The sequence below is a fragment of the Opitutus sp. sgz309028 genome, from assembly GCF_059821195.1.
Window position 1 is genome coordinate 15,775 of the sequence record NZ_JCAMRR010000006.1, and the last position, 20,071, is coordinate 35,845.

A 20,071-nucleotide genomic window follows, 5' to 3' on the forward strand; every position below is an offset into this window, starting at 1 on the left:
GCCGAGTGAAACGATGAAGCGCGATCTGTCGACTTCCGGCGAGCCGGGTGCCTCAAGGGCGTCGCTGACGACGGAGAATGTCGCAGACGATGGCTGCCGCGATCCCGGCGTTGAGCGACTCGGCGCCGCCGTAACGCGGAATCGTGATGCGCCGGCTGACGAGGGAGGCCACGGCGGGCGACAATCCGCGACCTTCGTTGCCGATGACGATCACCGCGTGGGCGATCGGCGGGAGGTCATGCACGTCGTCACCGGCGAGATCACAGCCGAGCACGGGCACCTGCGCATGTGCGAGGGCCTCGGCCAGATCGACGGCGTGCACGGTCACGCGCGCGAACGAGCCCATGCTGGCATTGATCACCTTCTGATGAAACAGGTCGGCGCTGTCGGGCGAGAGCAGGACGCGGTCGAGCGCGAACCAGTCGGCGATCCGCAGCAGCGTGCCGACGTTGCCGGGGTCCTGCACGCCATCGAGCGCGAGCGTGAGACCGTGGGCGAGCGCGTCGGGAGCGAGCGGAGTGCGACGGATGCGGCCGACGGCCAGGACCGACGACGGCGTCGGAAAATGGCTGGCGCGCGCCATCTCGTCCGGCGCGATTTCACGAAGACGCCCGGACGACGGGCAGGCCAGGGCGGGCTGTGCCCGGATCCAGCCGGCGGTGGCGTAGAGTTCCTCGAACGGAAAACCTGCGGCCAGCAGTTCGCCGACGACCTTCTCGCCTTCGATCACGAAGAGCCCGCTCGCTTCGCGGTGTTTTTTTTCGCGCAGCGAACGAAGGCGTTGCAACTCGGCCCTGGTGAGCATGCGACAGCGTGGCCGAGGGGCAGGCGCCGGCGCAAGTGCGGCGCGCAGCTTGCGCGGGGCCGCCGCATCGCTTCATCCTCCGGCCATGGCTGCTCCGCTGAATTGGGGAATCATCGCAACGGGAGGCATCGCCCGCGCTTTCGCACTCGGCGTGGCGCACGCGAAGCATGGTCGCGTGGTCGCAGTCGGCAGCCGCTCGCGCGCATCGGCGGAGCGATTCGCGCGCGAGCTGTCGATCCCGCGCGCGTATGAAAGCTACGACGCGCTGCTCGCGGATCGCGAGGTCGAGGCCGTTTACATCGCGACGCCGCATCCGCAGCACGCGGAGTGGACCATCCGGGCGGCGCGGGCCGGGAAACACGTGCTGTGCGAAAAGCCCCTCGCGATGACGCGCGCGGAGGCGGAGCAGGCCGCGGCGGCGTGCCGCGAGGCGAACGTGCTCCTGATGGAAGCGTTCATGTATCGGTGTCATCCGCAGACGGCGAAGATCGTCGAAATTGTCCGCAGCGGCGCGCTCGGTCGCGTGCGCCTGGTGCAGGCGGCGTTTGGCTTCGCGAACCCGTTCGATGCGTCGAACCGGTTTTGGAGTCGCGAGCTTGGGGGCGGCGGGATTTTGGACGTCGGCTGCTATCCAGTTTCCTTCGCGCGACTGATCGCCGGAGCGGATGACGGGCAGCCGTTCGCAGATCCGCTGCGGGTCACGGGCGAGGTCGTCCGGCATCCGCACACGGGTGTCGACACCTGGGCCGCGGCGACGCTGCGCTTTCCCAGCGGAATGATCGCGCAGGTGTCGACGAGCATTGCCGTGACGCAGGACAATGCGGCGCGCATCTACGGCGAGAAAGCGTGGCTGCATGTGCCCGAACCTTGGATACCGGCGCGCGAGAGCGGGGTCGTGAAACTCCACCTTTATCGCGGCGCGGCGACGGTGCCGGAGGAAATCGTGCTGCAAACGGGCGAGTGGCTCTACGGGCTCGAGGCGGATGCGTTTGCCAACGCGTTGGCGGCCGGGCGGCGCGACGTGCCGCAGATGAGCGTGGCGGATTCGCTCGGAAACATGGCGGTGCTCGACGCTTGGCGGGATCTGCCGGACGCGTAACCCGGGAGGGTGAGCTCCCTTCGCGGACACACGAGACTGGCAAGCCGCGGAAGAATCGCTCTAGAATAAGCCGCATGAAACGCTTCCTGCCGGTCGGGCTGATCGTGGCGACGTTGAGTCTGATCGCGGCGCCATGGGCGCTGGCGGCGACGCAGCCCGCCGAAACGAAAACCGGGGACCATTCGCCGGCGGGGGCGATCGCCGGAGCGGTTTCGACCGTGACCGGCATCGCGATCTCACCGCTGCTCGGCACCGGAGCGTATGGAGCTTATCAGTGGTTTTCGGCGAAGGACGAGGCGGCGCGCGCCGCACTGCCGTGGTTTGCGCAGGCGACCTTCTGGCTGCCCGCACTGGCGCTCGTCGGCGCATGCGCGGCGAAAGACGCGTTCGGCGCGGTCGTGCCGCCGGGGTTGAAAAAACCCCTCGATGTGCTGGAGACCGTTGAAAACAAGATCAGCGGCCTTGTGGCCGCGGGCGCGGTCGTGCCGATCACGATGGCTTCGTTTTCAAAAATGATCGTCGGGTCCAAGGTTGCCGCCGCGCACGCGGTGGTGCCGACCGGACTGGCGATGCTGCCGCTCGGCGCGTTCGATGTTTCCTGGTTGTTGAACCTGCTTACGGTGCCGTTGGGCGTGGCGGTGTTCGCGGTGGTGTGGATGGCTTCGCATGCGATCAATGTGCTGATCCTGCTCAGTCCGTGGGGCGCGATCGATGCGGCGCTAAAGAGCGCGCGGACGGGGCTGCTGGGCCTGGTGACAATCACGGCGACGTTCAACCCATGGATCTCGGCCCTGCTGTCGCTCGCACTGATCGTGGTGGCGTATTTCGTCGCGGGCTGGTCGTTCCGGTTGACGGTGTTCGGCTCCATCTTCTCCTGGGATTTCCTCACGCGCCGGCGGCGGCGGTTCCGCCCGCGCGAGAACGGCAACCGGATGTTCTCCGGCGGCAATCTTGCGGGTGTGCCGGTGCGCACGTATGGCCGCCTCGCACTGACCTCAAACGGTGGATACGAGTTCTCCTACCGGCCGTGGCTGTGCCTGCCGGAGCGGACGGCGCCGGTCGAGGTGGACCGGGCGACGCTGTCGGTCGGCCAGGGTTTGTTTTTCTCCAGCATCATCCGTCACGAATCGGAGTCCCTCTTCCTGCTCCCGCCGCGTTACCGCGGACATGAGGAGACGATCGTCACGATCTACGGACTCGCGGGTGGGGTGCGTCCGGCCGGTTTGCGGAAGGCCTGGAGCATGATGCGCGACCTGTTCGGCGGCACGGCCGCCCGGGCGCAGGTGGTCTAGTCCGCGGCGACAGGCGCCGCATTTTTCAACACGCGCGGCTGCGAGGAAATCGGTCCGGGAAACGCGCGTCCCCACAGGCGCGGCGCCGGCTGTGGCGCGGGATCGGCCGCCGGCGCGAGCTTGGTGAACACATCCGCGAAACGCAGACTGCACTGCAGCCGACGCTGCGTTTTCGAATCGATCTTGGGGTTTAGCGCGATGATCGCCTGCGAGAACGGCGGCGCGTTCTTGATCTTCTGCGCGGCGGCGCGGGCCTGCGCCGGGCTGAGCGAGCGGTCCTTGATCACCGCGTCGAGTCGTTCCAGGTCGGCACGGGTGACCGGTCCCCACAAGGTGCGCCACTGGTCTGGCTCGATGCGTGGGGCGACGATGTTCACGAAGCGCTTCACGTCGCCCTGCTGTTGCCAGTAGCCGATCACCAGGATGAACGGCTCCGCGATGTCGAACTGCCGGAGCGCATCGCCGAGATCGACCGCCGTGCCGTATTTGGCGGCCTTGGGATTCACCGGCACGCCGCCATGGCGGGTGTTAATCTCCGCGGGGATGTCCCACTTTTGCGTGTAGTTGAGGGGACGATACCCATCGAAGAACGCGTCGCAGATCCAGTGCTCGAAGACGAGGCCGTGTTGCTGGACCTCACGCGCGGTCAGCGCGGACGTCAACGCTGCGAAACCAATCAGGAATCGCAGGCCGCTCCGGCGCATGAGCCACATCGCGAAAGCCGGACTCAGCGGCCGGCGGCGTCCGCCGCTTCCTTCAACTGCGACGATTGATACGCGAGCAGCCGCCACTGGCCCGACTCGGCTCGCCAGACGGCGAGGAAGCGCAACGTGAACTCGAGCCGCTGTCCGCCCGCCTCGACGGCGATCCGGGCGCGGCCGTTCATGGCCACGGCGCCGGGCGCGATCGATTGAAATTTCACGTCGTGCGGATCGAACGAAAGGTAACGGATCCGGTTGGCGCCGACGGCCGCCAGGAACTCGGCTTTGGTCTGCACGCGGCCGTCCGAGTGCGCGTAGTGCAAATCGTCCGACAGCAATTGGCCGAGCGCCGTCACGTCGCCCGCGATGGTGGCGGCGATGCGTGCGCGGTCGGCGCGTTCGACGGCGGCGAATTCCGCGGGTTCGGCCCAGGCGAAGACCGGCCAGAGCAAGACGAGCAGCGCGAGCCACCGGAGGGACGGGAGGAGACGTTGCACGGAAGTGAAATGCGAGCCGATGGCGCCGTTGGCAAGTATCGGCTGGATGCCGCGGGCGCCTTCGGGGAGAGTCACCTTTTACTCGATGCCCGACCGGACCGGCACCTTTGCCCGCTTCCTCGCGCTCACGCGTCCGCACCGCTGGCGGATCGCCCTGGGCGTGCTGCTCATATTATTCGCGACGCTGCTGACGCTGCCGGCGCCGTGGATCTTCAAGCTGATCATCGACGAGGCGCTGCCCCGCCGCGATTTGCACCAGCTGGGCTGGCTGCTGGTGGCGTTCACGGTGCTGTTTCTGCTCCGTGGCTGGCTGACGATGCTGCGCAACCGCATCCTGCAGTTCAGTGCGATGCGGATCGTCTGCGACCTGCGGATCCGGCTCTTCGCGCACCTGCAGACACTTTCGCTGCGCTACTTCGACGCGAACCAAACCGGCAAGGTCATCTCGCGGATTACGCAGGACACGAACGAAGTTTACCAGCTGACGAACGGCTTCCTGATCACGGTGATCGCGGATTCGGTGACGGTGCTCGGCGTGCTGGGATTTCTGTTCTGGGTCGAGTGGCGGCTGGCGCTGGCGGTGACGCTCGTCCTGCCGCTGTTCGTCGTGAATTACCTGCACAACCGCCGCCGCATGCGCGAGGAGAGCCGCGTGCACCGCGACAACTGGGACAAAGTCGTCGGCTTTCTCCACGAGCGCGTGGCCGCGGCGCGGGTCGTGAAATCCTTCACGCGTGAGGCGGCGGAAACGAACACCTTCGCGAGCGGCATCAATGCCGATTATTTCAACTACTCGCAGATCGTGATGCGCAACACCCGCCTTTCCGTGATCGCGGATCTGCTCGGTTCGCTCGGCGCGTTGATCGTGCTCGGCTACGGCGGCTGGCTGGTCGTGCAGGGCGCGATGGAGGTGGGCACGCTCGTCGCGTTCAATGCCTACATCGCGTATGTGTTTCCGCCGATCGTGCGCTTCGTCGATCTCGCGGCGATCTTCCAGCGGGCGAACACCGCGTTGGAGAACATGTGGTCGATGCTCGATACGCGGCCGGACGTGACGGACCGTCCCGGCGCGCAACCGCTGCCGCCGATCGGGGGCGAGGTGGAGTTTCAAAACGTCTGTTTCGACTACGAACTGGAGCCGCCGGGCCATGGCCGGCCGCGCACGCTCACTGACGTGAATTTCCGGATACCGGCGGGCAGGGTGGTCGCGATCGTCGGCCCGAGCGGCTCGGGCAAGAGCACGATCATCAATCTCGTCGCACGCTTCTACGACGTCGCCACCGGCTGTGTCTTGATCGACGGCCACGACGTGCGCGACGTGACGACCGAGTCACTGCGCCGGCAGATCGGCATCGTGCTGCAGGAAAACGTGCTGTTTTCGGGGACGCTCGAAGAGAATATCAAATACGGCCGGATGGATGCGACGCCGGAGCAGATCCGCGCGGCGGCCGAGGCGGCGAACGCGCACGCGTTCATCTCGGCGTTGCCGGACGGCTATGCGACGGTGGTCGGCGAACGCGGCGCGAAACTCTCGGGCGGTCAGCGGCAGCGCATCGCGATCGCGCGCGCGATCCTGCGCGATCCGCGGATCCTGATCTTCGACGAAGCCACGAGCGCGCTCGACACGCAGTCGGAGCGGCTGATCCAGCAGGCGATGGAGCGGCTGATGAAAGGCCGCACGGCGTTCATCATCGCGCACCGGCTGTCGACGATCCAGAAGGCCGACGTGATTCTCGTGATGGAGCAGGGCCGGCTGGCCGAGAGCGGCACGCACGCGGAACTGCTGACACGCGGCGGACTCTACGCGCGCCTGCACGCTCTGCAGTTTCAGGAACCGGCGTAAGCCGCGGCCGTCTGTCAGTAACTGCTGCCCGCCTGGGCGGGAGCCGCGCCGGCTTCCTCCTGGACGAGCGCGACGCCATTGGACGTGCCGAGGCGTTCGGCGCCGGCGGCGATGAGCGCGCGCGCTTGCGCGAGGGTTTTGATGCCGCCGGCGGCCTTGATCTTGATGGTGCCCCGGCGGTGGTCGGCGAAGAGTTTTACGTCGTCGACCGTCGCGCCGGCGGCGCCGAAGCCGGTGGATGTCTTGATAAAATCGATACCGGCGTCCTCGCAAAGCGCGAGGGAGGCGAGCTTCTGGTCGCGGTTGAGATAGCAGGTTTCGACGATCACCTTGGTCGTCAGCTTGAGCTGGCGGGCGAGTTCGCCGAAGGCATTGAGCTCGGTGGCGACGGCGGCGCGGCGGCCCTCGCGGAGCTCGGCGTAGTTCATCACGATGTCGACCTCGTGGGCGCCGGCCTCCGCCATGGCCTGGATCTCGGCGGCTTTGGCGGACGTCGGCCCGCGGCCGTGAGGAAAACCGATTACGGTGCCGACGCGCACCGGCGATTCGGCGAGCGCGGCGCGGGCGAGGGCGACTCCGGAAGGATACAGCATCACCGCGGCCAGATTCCACTGGCGGGCATCGGCGCAGAGTTGCAGGAGGTCGGCGTCGGTGGCGTCGAGCCGGAGATTCGTCGAGTCGAGGAAGCGGGCGATGGCGGCGGTTTTCATGCGGGAGCGCTAAGGAGAAACGAAGGGAGCCGAAAGCCGGCGTTATAGCAACGCGCGGGTGGGCATGGCCGCGGGTTGCGATTTGACTCGTTCGGCGGCGGCGGCGCAGGCTGGCGGAAATCGAACCGGCCGGCGCGAAGGTGCGGCCGTGGCTTACCGCATCCTGTTGTCCCATGGCTCAATCGTATCTCACCGTCCCCCAGAGGATCAGCACGATGCCTCCGGGCATTCGCTACATCGTCGGCAACGAAGCCGCCGAGCGGTTCAATTTCTACGGGATGCGCGCGGTGCTGGTCATTTTCATGACCCAGTATTTGATGGGCCGCGACGGCGCGCTGGCGCCGATGAGCGAGAACGAGGCGAACCAGTGGTATCACTGGTTTCTCGCGTCGAATTACTTTTTCCCCGCGTTCGGGGCGATTCTCGCGGACGCGTTCTGGGGCAAATACAAGACGATCATCGTGCTCTCGCTGGTGTATTGCCTCGGGAGCGTGGCGCTCGCGGTGGATCACACGCGGCTCGGATTGTTCACCGGGCTCACGTTGATCGCGCTTGGTGCGGGCGGGATCAAGCCGTGCGTTTCGGCCAACGTGGGTGACCAGTTCGGACCGCTCAACCAGCACCTGCTCTCGCGGGCGTTCGGCTGGTTTTATTTCTCGGTCAACTTCGGGTCGTTTTTCTCGATCATGCTGATCCCGGTGCTGCTCGACCGCTACGGTCCCGCGCCGGCGTTCGGCGTGCCGGCGGTGCTGATGCTGATCGCGACGTATGTGTTTTGGGCGGGCCGTTATAAATTCGTGCACATCCCGCCGACCGGGAAGGCGTTTCTCCGGCAGACCTTCAATCGCGAAGGCCTTTCGGCGATGGGCCGGCTCGCGATTCTCTACGCGTTCGTGGCGATCTTCTGGTCGCTGTGGGATCAGAGTGGTGGCGAGTGGGTGCTGCAGGCGGAAAAAATGGACCGCAACCTGTCGCTCTTCGGCTGGAACTTCGAGCTGCTGTCGGCGCAGGTGCAGGCGGTGAACGCGGTGATGATCCTGAGTTTCATCCCGCTGTTTCAATATGTGATCTACCCGGCGATCAGCCGCGTGTTTCCGCTGACGCCACTGCGCAAGATTGGCCTCGGACTGGTGGTGACCGGCGGCTCGTTTCTCGTGAGCGCGTGGATCGAGACGCAGATCGCCGCGGGGCTGCATCCGAGCATCGGTTGGCAGCTGCCGGCCTACGCGCTGCTCTCGGCGGGCGAGGTGATGGTGTCGATCACGTCGCTGGAGTTTGCCTACACCCAGGCGCCGAAACACATGAAGTCCGTCGTGATGTCGCTCTATCTCCTGTCGATCTCGGCGGGCAACGCGTTCACGGCGCTCGTGCACTGGTTCATCGCCAATCCCGACGGCACGGCGAAGCTCCATGGCGCGTCCTACTACAACTTTTTCGCTGCGCTCTCGATCGGCTGCGTGGCGGTGTTTGTCGTCGTGGCTCGGCGTTACCAGGAGAAGACCTATCTGCAGGGCGACGAGCCGGCGGCTGCCGGTTGAGGATGCGGGGACAATTGCCGCTCATCCGAAACGGACGCCGTTCGTCCAAAGATTGCCCTGTCCCGGGATTCGGCCCACCTAGTCTGGCGCCATGGAACCGCCGGCTGGCACCACCGTCGTGATCGAGGATACGCACCGCCGCGAACGCGCGAAGGAGCGGCTTTACGTCTTTCTGCAGGTGGGCGGCTGGGGCTTCTTTCTGGCGATCCAGCTCTTCTTTGCGGTCTATTTCACCCTGCAGGAAGGGCGTAGCGATATTTCGAATACGGCTGCGTCGGTGGTGATGGTGATGCTGTCGGGGCTGCTGCTGAGTCATTACGCGCGCCGGTATGTCGCGCGGTTCGGATGGAAACAGCTCGGCTGGCGACAACTCGTGCCGCGAGTGGTGCTGGCGGCCGTGATCATGTCGGTGCTGTGGAGCATGTTCGGTTACGGCTACACCTACGGCGTGCTGCGCCAGCCGTGGCCCGCGGCCAAATACAGCCCGGTGGTGGTGGTCTTTCTCAGCTGCCTGAACGGCACGCTGCTCTTTGTCGGCTGGTTCTGCCTGTATTTTTTCTATCATCTTTTCGACCGCTTTAACCGGTCCGAGATCGAACGCCTGCGGCTGACGGCGCACGTGAAGGAGGCCGAGCTGCGGGCGCTGAAGTCGCAGGTGAATCCTCATTTCATCTTCAATGCGCTCAACTCGCTTCGCGCGCTGATCGAGGAGGATCCGGCGCGGGCACGCGAGGCCGTGACGCAGCTGGCCAACCTGCTGCGTTATTCGCTGCAGAGCGGTCAGCTGGAAACGGTCCCGTTCGAGGAGGAGTTGCGCGTCGCCCGCGATTACCTCGCGCTGGAACAGGTGCGTCACGAGGAGCGGCTGCGGGTGAGGCTGGACGTCGCCGCGGACACGCTCGAACTCCCGATCCCGCCGATGCTGCTGCAGACGCTGGTGGAGAACGCCGTCAAATACGGCATCTCGACGCGAGCAGAGGGCGGCGAGGTCGCGATCATCGCGCGGCGCGAACGGGACGCGCTGCGGCTGCAAGTCACCAATCCCGGCGAGCTGTCGGGCGCCGAGCGGCCCCGCTCCGCCTCCACCGGCTTGGGATTGCGCAACGCGGCGGAGCGGCTGCGGCTGCTGTTTGGCGAACGGGCGACGCTGCACCTGCGCGAAGCCGGATCCGCGCTCGTGATCGCGGAGGCGGTGGTGCCGTTGCAGGCGTCGCGAAGCTGAGATGTCCGCGATGAAAGCGTTGATCATCGACGACGAGCGTCTCGCGCGCAACGAACTGCGCCGGCTTCTGGCCGAATTTGCCGACGTGGAGATTGCCGGCGAGGCAGCGAACGCAAAGCAGGCGCGGCCCTTGATCGCGGAGCAAAAACCGGACGTGATCTTTCTCGACGTGCAGATGCCGGGCGAGAGCGGACTGGAGCTGCTCGACTCGCTCGAACCGCCGGTGCCCGACGTGATCTTCACCACCGCTTACGACGAGTTTGCGGTGAAGGCGTTCGAGCTCAACGCCCTCGATTATCTGCTCAAGCCCGTCGACCCGGCGCGGTTGACGACGGCGATCGAGCGATTGCGCACGCGCCGCGCGGCGGCCGTGAGCGCGCCGGACAAGCCGTCGCGCGAGCGGCTCGCGGCCGAGGACAAGGTGTTCGTGCGCGAGGGGGACCGGTGCTGGTTCGTCGAGGTTGGCTCCATCCGCCTGCTCGAGAGCGAAGGCAACTACACGCGCGTGCATTTCGATTCCGCGCAGCCGCAGCTTTTTCGCTCGCTCAACGCGATGGAGGAGCGGCTCGATCCGAAATATTTCTTCCGCGCGAACCGGCGGCAGATCATCAATCTCGCGTGGATCGACCAGATCGAACCCTGGTTCAGCGGCGGCCTGCTCGTGCACCTGAAAGGCGGAGCCCAGGTGGAGCTCAGCCGCCGGCAGGCGCAGGAGTTTCGCGAGCGGATGAGCCTGTAGTTTAATTTCCGATATGATCGTCGCCCGTAACCTCACCAAGGTGTTTGCCGATCGGAAGCGCGGGCCCATCCGCGCCGTGGACAACGTCTCGCTCCGCGCGGAGCCCGGGCGCATCTACGGGTTGCTCGGCGCGAACGGCGCGGGCAAGACGACGACGCTGCGCCTGCTGGCGACGCTGCTCAAGCCGACGGACGGTTCCGCCTCGATCGCGGGGTTCGATGTCGTCCGCGAGGCCCGGCGGGTGCGGGCGCACGTCGGTTTCCTCGCGGCGAGCACCGCGCTCTACGGGCGGCTCACCGCGCGGGAAATGATCACGTATTTCGGCCGGCTCAACGGACTGGACGACGCGCTGGTGGCGCAACGGGTGCAGACACTCGCCGACGACCTCGGGCTCCACGAGTTTCTCGACCGGCGCTGCGAGAAGCTCTCCACCGGCATGAAGCAAAAGACCTCGATCGCGCGCACGCTCGTCCACGATCCTTCCGTGATGATCTTCGACGAACCCACGCTCGGCCTCGACGTGATGACCGCCCGCGCGATCGTCCGCTTCGTCCGCGACTGTCGCGAGCGCGGCAAGACCGTGATCTACTCCACGCACATCATGAGCGAGGTGGAAAAGCTCTGCGACGTGGTGGGCATCATCCACGACGGGCGGCTGCTCGCCGAGGGCTCGCCGGCGGAGTTGCGCGAGCGCTACGGGGAGCAGGATTTCGAGGAACTCTTCGTCAAGGCGGTGGGCTGGGAGGAACGAAAGTCATGACGACGCGCAGCATTCTGACGGTTTACCTGAAGGAGTTGAAGGACTCGCTCCGCGACCGGCGGACGCTGATCTCCACGATCGTGATCCCGACCGTGGTGATGCCGCTGCTGATGTTCGGCCTCGGCAAGATCGCGACGCAGATCTTCGCCAAAGCGCGGAAGGAGATCCCGGCGATCATGGTGCTCGGTGGCGAGGATTCGCCGGCGGTGCGGGCCCAGCTGGCCGCGGCGAAACAGTTTCGCCTCGTGCCGGCGAGCGCGGAGTGGCGCTCGCAAATTTCGGAGAAAAAGATCCGCGCGGCGGTGGAGATCCCGGCGGGATTCGACGCGGGGTTGCAGGCGGGTCACGCGCCGCCGGTGGTGATTTATCACTACGAAGGGGAGATCAAGTCGGGCTTCGCGCGCGAGGCGATCGATCGGTTTTTTCGGGAGTTGCGGGAGCAGGCGGTGACCGCGCTGCTCGCCGAGCGTTCGCTGCCGGCGACGCTGGTGCGCCCCTTCGAGATCAGCAGCCAGAACGTCGCCGCGCCGGAGAAGGTGGGCGGAAACCTGTTCGGCGGTCTCGTCCCCTACGTGATCATCATCCTCTGTTTCACCGGCGCGATGTATCCGGGCATGGACCTGACAGCCGGCGAGAAGGAGCGGGGGACGATGGAGACGCTGCTGTGCAGCCCGGTGTCGCGGATCGAGATCGTGCTCGGCAAGTTTCTCATGGTGCTCACGGGTTCGCTGGCCGCGATGGCGATGTCGCTCGCGTCGCTCGGCACGACGGCCGCGTTGATGGGACTGCTGGCGCCGCCGGGCGGGAGCGCGGCCCCGGCCGGACCCGGCACGGGCGGCTTCGTGCCGATGATCGATCCGGTCGGCATCCTCGGCGTAGTGTTAATGGTGATACCGGTGGCGGTGCTGTTCTCGGCCGTCGTATTCACGATCGCGCTTTATGCGAAGAGCTTCAAGGAGGCGCAGAGCTATGTCGGACCGCTGATGATCGTCGTGATCATGCCCGCCGTCGTCGGCATGCTCCCGGGCATCGACCTGAACCTGAAGCTGGCGCTGGTGCCGATCCTGAACCTTTCGCTCGTGTGCAAGGAGATGCTGTCCGGCGTCTGGCACTGGAACTACATCGCCCTGATCTTCGGTTCATCCTGTGTCTACGCGGCGGTGGCGCTGGCGGTGGCGGTGCGGATGTTCGAGCGCGAAGACGTGATGTTCCGGAGCTGAGCGTCGCGTAGGTGATTCTCCACTACGGGGCGACTGGTAAAGTGGCGGTAAAAACGGCGGCGGCCCATAGGCAGCGGCCGAGGAACCTGTATAACATCGCGCGCCGCCACTTCGGCACGCCATGAACTCAACGCCCCCCTTCGACCACGATCCGTCTGGCTTCCACCTTCCCCGTCGCGCCGGCGAAACGGGCCCGGGCGAAGGCACTCCCGCCAGTTCGATGAGCGGACAGCTGGCCGCCGATCTCGAGGCGCTGCGCGAGCGCGAGATGAATCTGCGCAATTACGAAAGCCGGCTGCGCGCGTGGCAGACGCAGCTGGATCAGGCCGCCAGCCGCACCGCGCCGCCGGCCGCGAGCGCCTCGCCCTTCCTGCGGCCATCCAGCGCGACGCCCTTTGCGAGCGACCCCGCGCTCGAGGCGGCTTGGGAAAAACTCTATCGCGCACGCGCGCTACTGGAAGCGGAGCAGAAACAGATGCGCGACGAACGCATCGCCCTGCGCGAACTGGAGCTGACGCTCAAGCGGCGCGAGGAAGAAGTGACCGAACGCGAAGGCCGCGTCAGCGCGCAGGAGCAACAGCGCGCCGAACCGGCGTCGCCGGCGCGGCCGGCAGGTTCGGCGGTGCAGCGTTTGACCCAGGCGCCGCTGCTCGCGGCCAAGGCGGTTTTCAAGGGCAACCGCTGACCGGTCCACACCGTCGGTCCGCAAGTCGCCGGCAACTTTGCGCTTGCGCGCACGGAGGCGCTCGCGCATCACGACGCGCAATGAATCTCGTCGCCCACGCTCGCGCTGCCGCGTCCGTCATCTCCATGACGGCGGGTAAACGCGTCTGGCGCCTTGGGTCGGCCCGGCGACGATGGTGAGGTGCGAAAAGCGCCCTGCGGCCCAGGTGCCGCGCTGAAAATCAAAACCATCCGCCGAGCCCGACTCTTCCGAGTCGGGTTTTTTATTTTCCCTTCTCCATTCCCCGCTCCGTCATGACCACCGCCCTCGCTGCTCCTCCCAGATCGCCCGAACCTGTCCAACTGGAATTGCCGTCGATTTCGTTCTTCGGCCGCTCGCTGGAAGAATACACGCGCTTCTTCGATATCGATCCGCTCGCGTGGCGAGGGCGCGCCGTGCTCGACGTGGCCGCGGGGCCGGCCTCGTTCACGGCGGAAGCGTGCCGCCGCGGTGTCGATGCGGTTGCGGTCGATCCGCTTTACGGCTCGCCGGTGGACGCGCTCACGGCGCACGTCCAGATCGATTACGCGAAGATGTTTGCCCAGATGCGGGCCAAGCCGCGGCTGTTCCGCACGGCCCGGCAGAGTGCGAACGCGTATTTCAGTTCGATCGACGAGGCCGAAGTCGAACGGCGCGCGGCGGCGCAGCGTTTCCTGGCCGACTATGCCGCGCATTTCGTGCACGGACGCTACGTCGGCGCGGCGCTGCCGAAGCTGCCGTTTCTCGACGGGGCCTTCGACCTGGTGCTGTGCGCACACCTGCTGTTCGTCTATGGCGGACGTTTCGACTTCGAATGGCACCTCGCCGCCTGCCGCGAGCTGGCGCGGGTGAGCGCGGGCGAGGTTCGCCTGCATCCGCTCTGCGGCGCGGACGGCAAGCGCTACCCGGAACTGCCGCGGCTGCAGCGCGAGCTGCTGGCGCGCGGAATCACGAGCGAAGTCGTGCCCGTCGCCTATGAGTTCTTCAGCGGCAGCGGCGCGATGCTCGTGCTCAACCGCCGGCCGCAGGCTTGCGCCGCCTGAAACCTTCCACCGTAACCAAACTTCCACTACGATGAACCCGTCCCGCCCCCTGGCCCGCACGCCCGAACCGCCGTATTACGCCGTGATCTTCATTTCGCAGCGCACCGACGGCGATCACGGTTACCAGCGCATGTCCGAACGCATGCTCGAGCTCGGTTCGCGTTACGATGGTTTTCTCGGCATCGACAGCGCCCGCGACGCGAGCGGTTTCGGCATCACCGTGAGCTACTGGCGTGACGAGGCGGCCATCCGCGCCTGGAAGCGCGACACGGAGCACGAGCAGGCGCAGGCCGCGGGGCGGGCGTCGTGGTATGCGGACTACGAGGTGCGAATCGCGCGGGTGGAGCGGGCCTACGGAAAATCGCAGTCGTAGCCCGCTTCGGCAGCGAGGGCCAGGAGCGTCCGCAGCACGACGATCGACGCGAACAGCACGGTGGCGAGCCACGCGAGGAACAGGCTCCGCAGCGTGAGCTTGCTGCCGGCGCCGGTGCCGAAGCGCCGGCTGCGCTCCTCGAGAAACGGCGGCACGCCTTCGGCCGCGGCCGTGAACAGCTTCGCTTCCTCCCAGATCCGCACGACGCGCGCGCCGAGGTATTGGTAGATTTTGTTTTCGCTGATCACCTTCGAACGGATCGCGAGCCAGCTGGTGGTGACCAGGGCGACGGCGGTGACCGGCGCGAGAATTTCGAGGCCTGCTCCTTTCCCCTGGGCTTGGGTGACGAGGGCGACGGCGGCGCTCGAGACGGCGATGTGAACGGTGAGGAGCTTGAACTCGGTGTCGCGGCGCCACCGCATTTCAGCCATCAGTTCCCGGTAAAGATCGGCGGAAGAGAGACTCATGAGTTTTTCGGATCAGAGTTTCGCCGCGGACAGCCGGGAGAGGAGGTCGCTAGAATTTGACCGTGACTTCCTGCTGGTGTCCGGGCTCGAGCGTGAGCGAGCCGAGGGAGGATTCGGTCTCGTCGTTTTTCAGGAGCTTGAAGCGGATCGGCCCGGCGGGATCGCTGGTTTCCCAGCGCCACTTGCCGATCGAGATAAATTGCAGCGGCACGCCTTTGTCCCAGCTCAAGCCTGGGCCGTCGCCGCGGATGAAGAGCCGGTTGCCGATGCCGATGTAGGCGGTCGCGATGAGCCGGGTGGCGCCGTCGGAGGACATCACGCTTTCGACCACCTCGCCGGCCGTAACCGGACTTTCGTCGCCGACCAGTGCGAACTCATCGGGCGAGCTTTGCGAAAACAAATCGGGCGTCGGATCCACGGGCGCGGCTTTGGCCCGCTTGCGGCCGGAGCGTTCCGTGGGTGGCGGTTCAACGGCGGTCGCAGCCATGACCGGCTCGCCCTCAATCGCCGCGGCAGGCGCCGGCTCGGCGACCGGGTCGGCGACCTCCGCTTCGGTGACGGTCGCCGGGGCGAGGCCAAACGGGTCGGCGGATGCGGGCGCGATAGGTGCGATGTGGGAAATGGATTCCGCCACCACAGGCGCGGGCTCGGCTGCTTCCGCCGGCGGCTCGCTGGGCGTGGAGGGAGCGGGATCGGAGGGCTCGACGTCCGCCACAGCCACGAGGGGGGCGGCTGGCGGAGCTTCCGGGGGCGACTCGGACGCAGTTTCGGTGGCGACCTCGGGCTCTTCACGGCGACTTTTGCGGGGTCGCTTGACCGGCGGAGCAACGTCTTCGGATGGCGCCGCAAACGCTTCAGGGGCGGCGGAAGGAGCCGTGGTGATCGATGGCGCGACGGCCGTCGACGCTTTGGCGAGTGATGCCTCGATGGCCGCCACCGCGGCGGCGGTGCGCTCGGCCAGTTTGCGATCGATGGCCGCGAGCGCCTGGCTCTGCGCTTCGGCGAGATCGCGTAACGCCGCGGAAATCGCCTCGCGGACGGCGGCTGAGCTGTCGGACTGCGCCTTCGTGACGGCTTGGGTGGCGCGCTCGAGGGCCTCGGTGCGAGCGGCGATCTGTTTCTGCGCGGCGGCGTCGAGGCGGGCGAGTTCGGCGATGGCTTTGTTGATTTTCTCGGCCGACGTTTCCAGCCGTTCGGATTCGGAGGCGCGGAGCTCCGCGATTTCCTTCTCGAGTTCCTCGCGCTCGTCCTCGCGAGCGTTCTCGATCTGGGCGTTGAACTCGGCGATCTTGTCCTGCAGCCGGTGCGGCAGTTGTTCGGCCTGTTTCAGCGTCTTGTGCGCGATCTCGGCGATCTGGTGGAAACCGGTAGCGGCGATGCCGATCTGTTCGGCGGCGCCGCTGACGGTGCGGGAAAGGGCGTCGAGGCTCCGCTGGCGTTCGTCGAGCGCCTCGTCCTGCTTGCGCGCATAATCCGTGAGGAACGGGATCGCACCGATGATCGCGCCGGCGATCACGCAGCCCGCGACCACGGCGGTGCCGGCGAGCGAGAGCGGACCGTCGCTCTGGTAGGCGATATACCAACCGGTGACGAGCAGGGCGGCGTCGCCGATCAGGAACGGCAGTTTGGGCAGTTTCGGAGTCTGGTCGGGAAGGCTCATGAAAGGGCGGCAGGTGTCCGTGTCCGCGAGGGGAGAGCGAGCGCCCGCGGGCGGGCGGTGGCACGTTTCTGCGGGTGCGGGGAGAAATTTTCAACCTCGGAGTGGTGCGGCGCACGCCTGGAGCCGCCGAGGCGAGCGACGGGTTGCGTTCGCGCGGCCAACGTGCTTCCGTGGCAGCCGATGAGCCTGGCCAATTTTCTCCGGATCGAGCGGGAGGAGCGCGACGGATCCCGGCACTACGTGGTGCACACGCACGACCCGAAATTTTCGATGGAGCTCACGCCGGACCGCGAGGCGCCGGACCAGATGGGCAAGGGTGTGATCAAGCGCGTCTGTGTGCCGAATTCGTGGGCGGGCGATTACGGCAAATACAGCAAGCTGATCAACGCCGCGCAGGAGTTTTTCCGCGAATCGCTGGCCGAGCCGGTGGCGAAACCGGCGATGCGGCGGCTCGCGCGCTAAGCGGCGTCGAAGTGCGCCGCGATCGCGCGGCGCAGACGGTTCCATTCCGCGGGCGCGAGGTCGTCCTTGCGCCCGGGCGCGACGGTGCGGTGGTCGGCGAGCCGGTCGAGACTCCAGCCGTAACGAACCCAGCGGGCGTCCAGCCACTCGAGAGCGGAGGCGATTTGATGATGCGTCAGCGGCGTCGCGTAGGTGTCGCCGGCAAACGCCACGCCGAGCAGGAAATCGTTGCAGCGCGCGCGACCGTGAAAGCGGGACGCGCCGGCATGCCAGGCGATGCGTTCGTCGGGCGCGAACGTGCAGCGCGTGCCGCTCGCGGCGATGAGGCAGTGGTAACTCACCTCGCTCGCGGGATCGGTCATCAACGCGATCGTGTCCTCGAAGGAAAGCACGCTGTGGTGAAACAGCACACCCCAGCGTTCATGCGTCCGGTCGGGCGTGACGTTGGGCGAAGGGCGGACGATTTCGGTGAAGCCGGGCATGGCGCGGGCAACGGATTGGCGACCAGAGAGCACAGCGCCGATCGTGTCGTCTTCTTGCTGGCGGACGGGAATGCGCCGGGCAGCCCGGCTAGAGTCGCCGCCAGGCGACGACGGTCAGCGAGACGAGCAAGCCGACGCGCACCGCGCCCTCGATCGTGAGGACGACCAGTATCCATTTCAGGCCTACATTGCGTCGCAGCGCGTAGCCGGTGGCGGAGACGGCGAGAAGGACCAGGGCCGGCAACCGCGCCGCGGGCGTCGCGAGCAGGAGGAGCATCCACGCCCAGTAGGCGAAGAGCAGGGCGGTCCAGCAAAACGCGGTGAACTCGCCCAGCCCGAGCGTGCGCGGGTCGGCGTTGCGGGCGATCTGTTTGATGCCGAGATAACGCTCGCCCATCACCAGCTGCCAGCACTCGAACCCGAGGAACAGCGGCGCGAGCAGCAGGAGGGCGTTCATGACGGACGCTGCGGGCGGCGGACGCGGCTTATTTGCCGTTATACCAGAAAGCGCGACGCCAGTTGTGACGGCGCAGCTTCAGCAGGAGATCGGCGCGCATCGGCGGCAGGTCGCTCACGCCGCAATTGGCCTCGGCCTGGGCGACATTGCGAATGCCCGGAATCACGGTCGACACGGCGGGATGCGCGAGGACGAACTTGATCGCGGCCTGCGCCATCGTGTAGCCCGAGCCCTCGAGGTCCTGCCGGATTTCCTCGGCGCGCGCGACGGCGCGTTCGAGCCGGTCGCCGGCGAAGTAGTTCGCGCGAAAATCGTCGGCCGCGAATTTCGTGTCCTTGGTGAACTTGCCCGTGAGCACGCCTTCGTCGAAGACCACGCGCACGATGATGCCGACGCCGCATTCCTTCGCGACGTCGAGGAGTTCGGCGGCGGGCTCCTGCTCGAACAGATTGTAGATCACCTGCACGCTGTCGACCCAGCCGCCGCGCATGAGCTCGATAACGCTGTTTTGATCGTGTTCGGGCGTGGAGATGCCGACGAGACCGATCTTTCCCTCGGCCTGGAGTTCGCGGAGGATTTTGAACGGCGTGGGGTTGCGGTTCCACGCGCGCGTCCAGGTGTGCAGTTGCAATAGGTCAATCTTCTCGACGCCGAGGTTGGCGGAACGGACGGCGACGTTTTCGCGCAGGTAAGCCTCGGAGTAGCGGTCCTCGACGCGGCAGTAGGGTGATGGCGGCCACGGGCCGGCGGAGGGCGGCGTCTTGGTGGCGACGAAAACCTTCTCCTTTTTTCCGGCAGCGGCGCGTTCGCGGAGCACCTGGCCGATGAGACGTTCGCTGCGGCCATCGCCGTAGCCGGCGGCGGTGTCGATGAAGTTGACGCCAAGATCGAGCGCGCGATTCAACGCCGCGAGTGAGTCGGTATCGGCCTGCTGGCCCCACGAGCCGCCGATCGCCCAGGCACCGAAACCGATGTCGGAGCAGTTGAAAGGATGTTTGCCGAAAGGCCGGTATTTCATGGGACGGCAACGTTGCAGCAACGGCTGCCGCTTGTCAGCCCCTCGATGAGGAAACGCCGGGATAATTTCCCGCGTGGAACCGGAGATCAGGCGGGCAGCGTCCGCTCTTCCGGTCGGATGCTGTATTCGCGGACGGGTTGGGTGCCGGGCGGCAGCGGATGGACAAACCGGTCGATCAGCTTCTTGCGCCAGGTCGTCGGCGAGAAGTGGTGAACGTCGCGGCAATCGCGGCAGAGATGGCTGGCGCTGGCGTAGCCGCAGTGCCGCGCGACGTCGTCGAGCGTCAGCGACGTGCTGCTCATGAGCTCCTTGGCCTTGTCGAGCCGGAGGTGGCGGAAGACGGCCTTCGGGCTGGCCTTGCGCGTCTGCCAGAAGAGGCGGCGGAGGTGGCTGGGGGAAACGTGAATGGCGTCGGCGACCTGCTTGACCGTGGGGTTTTGGGCGAGGTGCTCGTCATACCAGGAGACGGCGCGTTGGGTCTTGAAGGTCGCGAGATCGGTGAGGGCGAGCGGGGCGTCGTCCCACTCGCGTCCCTCGAGCATGAGCAGCGAGAGGTCGAGCAGCCGCCGTTGAAAAAGCAGCGGGCTGATGAGGGTGGGACGGCGGAAGGCGGGCTCGAGTTCGTTGGCCCACGCCTGGATCCGGGTCAGCTCGCCCGGTGAGAGCGGGCGCTCGAGCCAGCCGCCGTTTTGGCGGACGAGTTCGTCGAGCGGGTAGGGCACGGTGCCGAAGTGCAGGGAAACGCGCTCGTAGTGACGCTGCTGGTGGTTCGCCCACGCGTGGGAGCAGTCCGGCGCGAACAACCAGAGGGTTTTCTCGCGGAAACGAGGACGCTGGCGGTCGGTGAACTTCACGCCGCAGCGGCCGGAGGTGACGGCATAGAATTCCCAATTGGTGCGCGTGTTGCAGCGCATGCCATTTTTCCAGCGAACGGGTCCGTGTGCGAAGTAGCGCAGCATGGAAGAGGGGTTGGGGGTGCT

Annotated in this window: 22 protein-coding genes; 12 read left to right on the plus strand and 10 right to left on the minus strand. The window is 66.5% G+C overall.

The annotated features are described in order from the left end of the window. Positions 1–52: 52 nt before the first annotated feature. On the minus strand, positions 53–805 hold the full coding sequence (locus AC6RV7_RS19430) for a TrmH family RNA methyltransferase (RefSeq protein ID WP_500095861.1): 753 nt from the start codon (positions 803–805) through the stop codon (positions 53–55). Between the two features lie 85 nt (positions 806–890). Between AC6RV7_RS19430 and AC6RV7_RS19435 the strand changes: the two genes are divergently transcribed. Beyond that, positions 891–1,904, plus strand: a complete 1,014-nt coding sequence (locus AC6RV7_RS19435) for a Gfo/Idh/MocA family protein (protein ID WP_500095862.1) — start codon at positions 891–893, stop codon at positions 1,902–1,904. A gap of 74 nt (positions 1,905–1,978) precedes the next feature. Next, positions 1,979–3,196 carry a hypothetical protein gene (locus AC6RV7_RS19440; RefSeq protein WP_500095863.1) on the plus strand — a complete coding sequence of 406 codons (1,218 nt, stop codon included), beginning with the start codon at positions 1,979–1,981 and terminating at the stop codon, positions 3,194–3,196. Here the strand turns inward: AC6RV7_RS19440 and AC6RV7_RS19445 are convergent. After that, entirely contained in the window at positions 3,193–3,909 is a 717-nt protein-coding gene (locus AC6RV7_RS19445) for a hypothetical protein (protein ID WP_500095864.1), read from the minus strand. The genes AC6RV7_RS19440 and AC6RV7_RS19445 overlap by 4 nt on opposite strands. A 14-nt stretch (positions 3,910–3,923) precedes the next feature. Then, positions 3,924–4,469, minus strand: a complete 546-nt coding sequence (locus AC6RV7_RS19450; RefSeq protein ID WP_500095865.1) for a nuclear transport factor 2 family protein — start codon at positions 4,467–4,469, stop codon at positions 3,924–3,926. Between the two features lie 10 nt (positions 4,470–4,479). On the opposite strand from AC6RV7_RS19450, the gene AC6RV7_RS19455 reads away from it, so the two are divergent. Beyond that, the gene (locus tag AC6RV7_RS19455) at positions 4,480–6,237 is read left to right on the plus strand and encodes an ABC transporter ATP-binding protein (protein WP_500095866.1); all 1,758 of its coding nucleotides are present in this window, start codon (positions 4,480–4,482) and stop codon (positions 6,235–6,237) included. A gap of 14 nt (positions 6,238–6,251) precedes the next feature. On the opposite strand, the gene deoC is transcribed toward AC6RV7_RS19455, so the two are convergent. Beyond that, positions 6,252–6,947, minus strand: coding sequence for a deoxyribose-phosphate aldolase (gene deoC, locus AC6RV7_RS19460; RefSeq protein WP_500095867.1), 696 nt, complete (start codon positions 6,945–6,947; stop codon positions 6,252–6,254). A gap of 173 nt (positions 6,948–7,120) precedes the next feature. On the opposite strand from deoC, the gene AC6RV7_RS19465 reads away from it, so the two are divergent. From AC6RV7_RS19465 to AC6RV7_RS19500, 8 genes are all read left to right on the plus strand, one after another. Continuing rightward, positions 7,121–8,485, plus strand: a complete 1,365-nt coding sequence (locus tag AC6RV7_RS19465) for a POT family MFS transporter (RefSeq protein WP_500095868.1) — start codon at positions 7,121–7,123, stop codon at positions 8,483–8,485. 91 nt (positions 8,486–8,576) lie between these two features. Next, complete coding sequence (locus tag AC6RV7_RS19470; RefSeq protein WP_500095869.1) at positions 8,577–9,707, plus strand: sensor histidine kinase; 1,131 nt, start codon at positions 8,577–8,579, stop codon at positions 9,705–9,707. Positions 9,708–9,717: 10 nt separating this feature from the next. After that, entirely contained in the window at positions 9,718–10,446 is a 729-nt protein-coding gene (locus AC6RV7_RS19475) for a LytR/AlgR family response regulator transcription factor (protein ID WP_500096000.1), read from the plus strand. Between the two features lie 13 nt (positions 10,447–10,459). Continuing rightward, on the plus strand, positions 10,460–11,206 hold the full coding sequence (locus tag AC6RV7_RS19480; protein WP_500095870.1) for an ABC transporter ATP-binding protein: 747 nt from the start codon (positions 10,460–10,462) through the stop codon (positions 11,204–11,206). Further along, on the plus strand, positions 11,203–12,426 hold the full coding sequence (locus AC6RV7_RS19485; protein WP_500095871.1) for an ABC transporter permease: 1,224 nt from the start codon (positions 11,203–11,205) through the stop codon (positions 12,424–12,426). Before AC6RV7_RS19480 ends, AC6RV7_RS19485 begins: the two co-directional genes overlap by 4 nt. 121 nt (positions 12,427–12,547) lie before the next feature. Next, positions 12,548–13,111 carry a hypothetical protein gene (locus AC6RV7_RS19490; RefSeq protein ID WP_500095872.1) on the plus strand — a complete coding sequence of 188 codons (564 nt, stop codon included), beginning with the start codon at positions 12,548–12,550 and terminating at the stop codon, positions 13,109–13,111. A gap of 293 nt (positions 13,112–13,404) precedes the next feature. After that, positions 13,405–14,172 carry a class I SAM-dependent methyltransferase gene (locus AC6RV7_RS19495; protein ID WP_500095873.1) on the plus strand — a complete coding sequence of 256 codons (768 nt, stop codon included), beginning with the start codon at positions 13,405–13,407 and terminating at the stop codon, positions 14,170–14,172. Positions 14,173–14,203: 31 nt separating this feature from the next. Further along, positions 14,204–14,545: an antibiotic biosynthesis monooxygenase family protein gene (locus AC6RV7_RS19500; RefSeq protein ID WP_500095874.1), complete on the plus strand. Its 342-nt coding sequence runs from the start codon at positions 14,204–14,206 to the stop codon at positions 14,543–14,545. Here the strand turns inward: AC6RV7_RS19500 and AC6RV7_RS19505 are convergent. Both AC6RV7_RS19505 and AC6RV7_RS19510 read right to left on the minus strand, forming a co-directional pair. Further along, on the minus strand, positions 14,524–15,012 hold the full coding sequence (locus AC6RV7_RS19505; RefSeq protein ID WP_500095875.1) for a hypothetical protein: 489 nt from the start codon (positions 15,010–15,012) through the stop codon (positions 14,524–14,526). The two genes, AC6RV7_RS19500 and AC6RV7_RS19505, sit on opposite strands and share 22 nt — an antisense overlap. Before the next feature lie 49 nt (positions 15,013–15,061). Continuing rightward, positions 15,062–16,672, minus strand: coding sequence for a hypothetical protein (locus AC6RV7_RS19510; protein ID WP_500095876.1), 1,611 nt, complete (start codon positions 16,670–16,672; stop codon positions 15,062–15,064). A 180-nt stretch (positions 16,673–16,852) separates the two neighbouring features. Between AC6RV7_RS19510 and AC6RV7_RS19515 the strand changes: the two genes are divergently transcribed. Next, complete coding sequence (locus AC6RV7_RS19515) at positions 16,853–17,134, plus strand: hypothetical protein (RefSeq protein ID WP_500095877.1); 282 nt, start codon at positions 16,853–16,855, stop codon at positions 17,132–17,134. On the opposite strand, the gene AC6RV7_RS19520 is transcribed toward AC6RV7_RS19515, so the two are convergent. The 4 genes from AC6RV7_RS19520 to AC6RV7_RS19535 all read right to left on the minus strand — a co-directional run bounded on the left by AC6RV7_RS19520 (position 17,131) and on the right by AC6RV7_RS19535 (position 20,050). Continuing rightward, positions 17,131–17,616 carry an N-acetylmuramoyl-L-alanine amidase gene (locus AC6RV7_RS19520; RefSeq protein ID WP_500095878.1) on the minus strand — a complete coding sequence of 162 codons (486 nt, stop codon included), beginning with the start codon at positions 17,614–17,616 and terminating at the stop codon, positions 17,131–17,133. The two genes, AC6RV7_RS19515 and AC6RV7_RS19520, sit on opposite strands and share 4 nt — an antisense overlap. 88 nt (positions 17,617–17,704) lie before the next feature. Continuing rightward, positions 17,705–18,073 carry a hypothetical protein gene (locus AC6RV7_RS19525; protein ID WP_500095879.1) on the minus strand — a complete coding sequence of 123 codons (369 nt, stop codon included), beginning with the start codon at positions 18,071–18,073 and terminating at the stop codon, positions 17,705–17,707. A 28-nt stretch (positions 18,074–18,101) separates the two neighbouring features. Beyond that, complete coding sequence (locus AC6RV7_RS19530; RefSeq protein WP_500095880.1) at positions 18,102–19,091, minus strand: aldo/keto reductase; 990 nt, start codon at positions 19,089–19,091, stop codon at positions 18,102–18,104. Between the two features lie 86 nt (positions 19,092–19,177). Next, the gene (locus tag AC6RV7_RS19535; protein ID WP_500095881.1) at positions 19,178–20,050 is read right to left on the minus strand and encodes a helix-turn-helix transcriptional regulator; all 873 of its coding nucleotides are present in this window, start codon (positions 20,048–20,050) and stop codon (positions 19,178–19,180) included. Positions 20,051–20,071 lie beyond the last annotated feature (21 nt).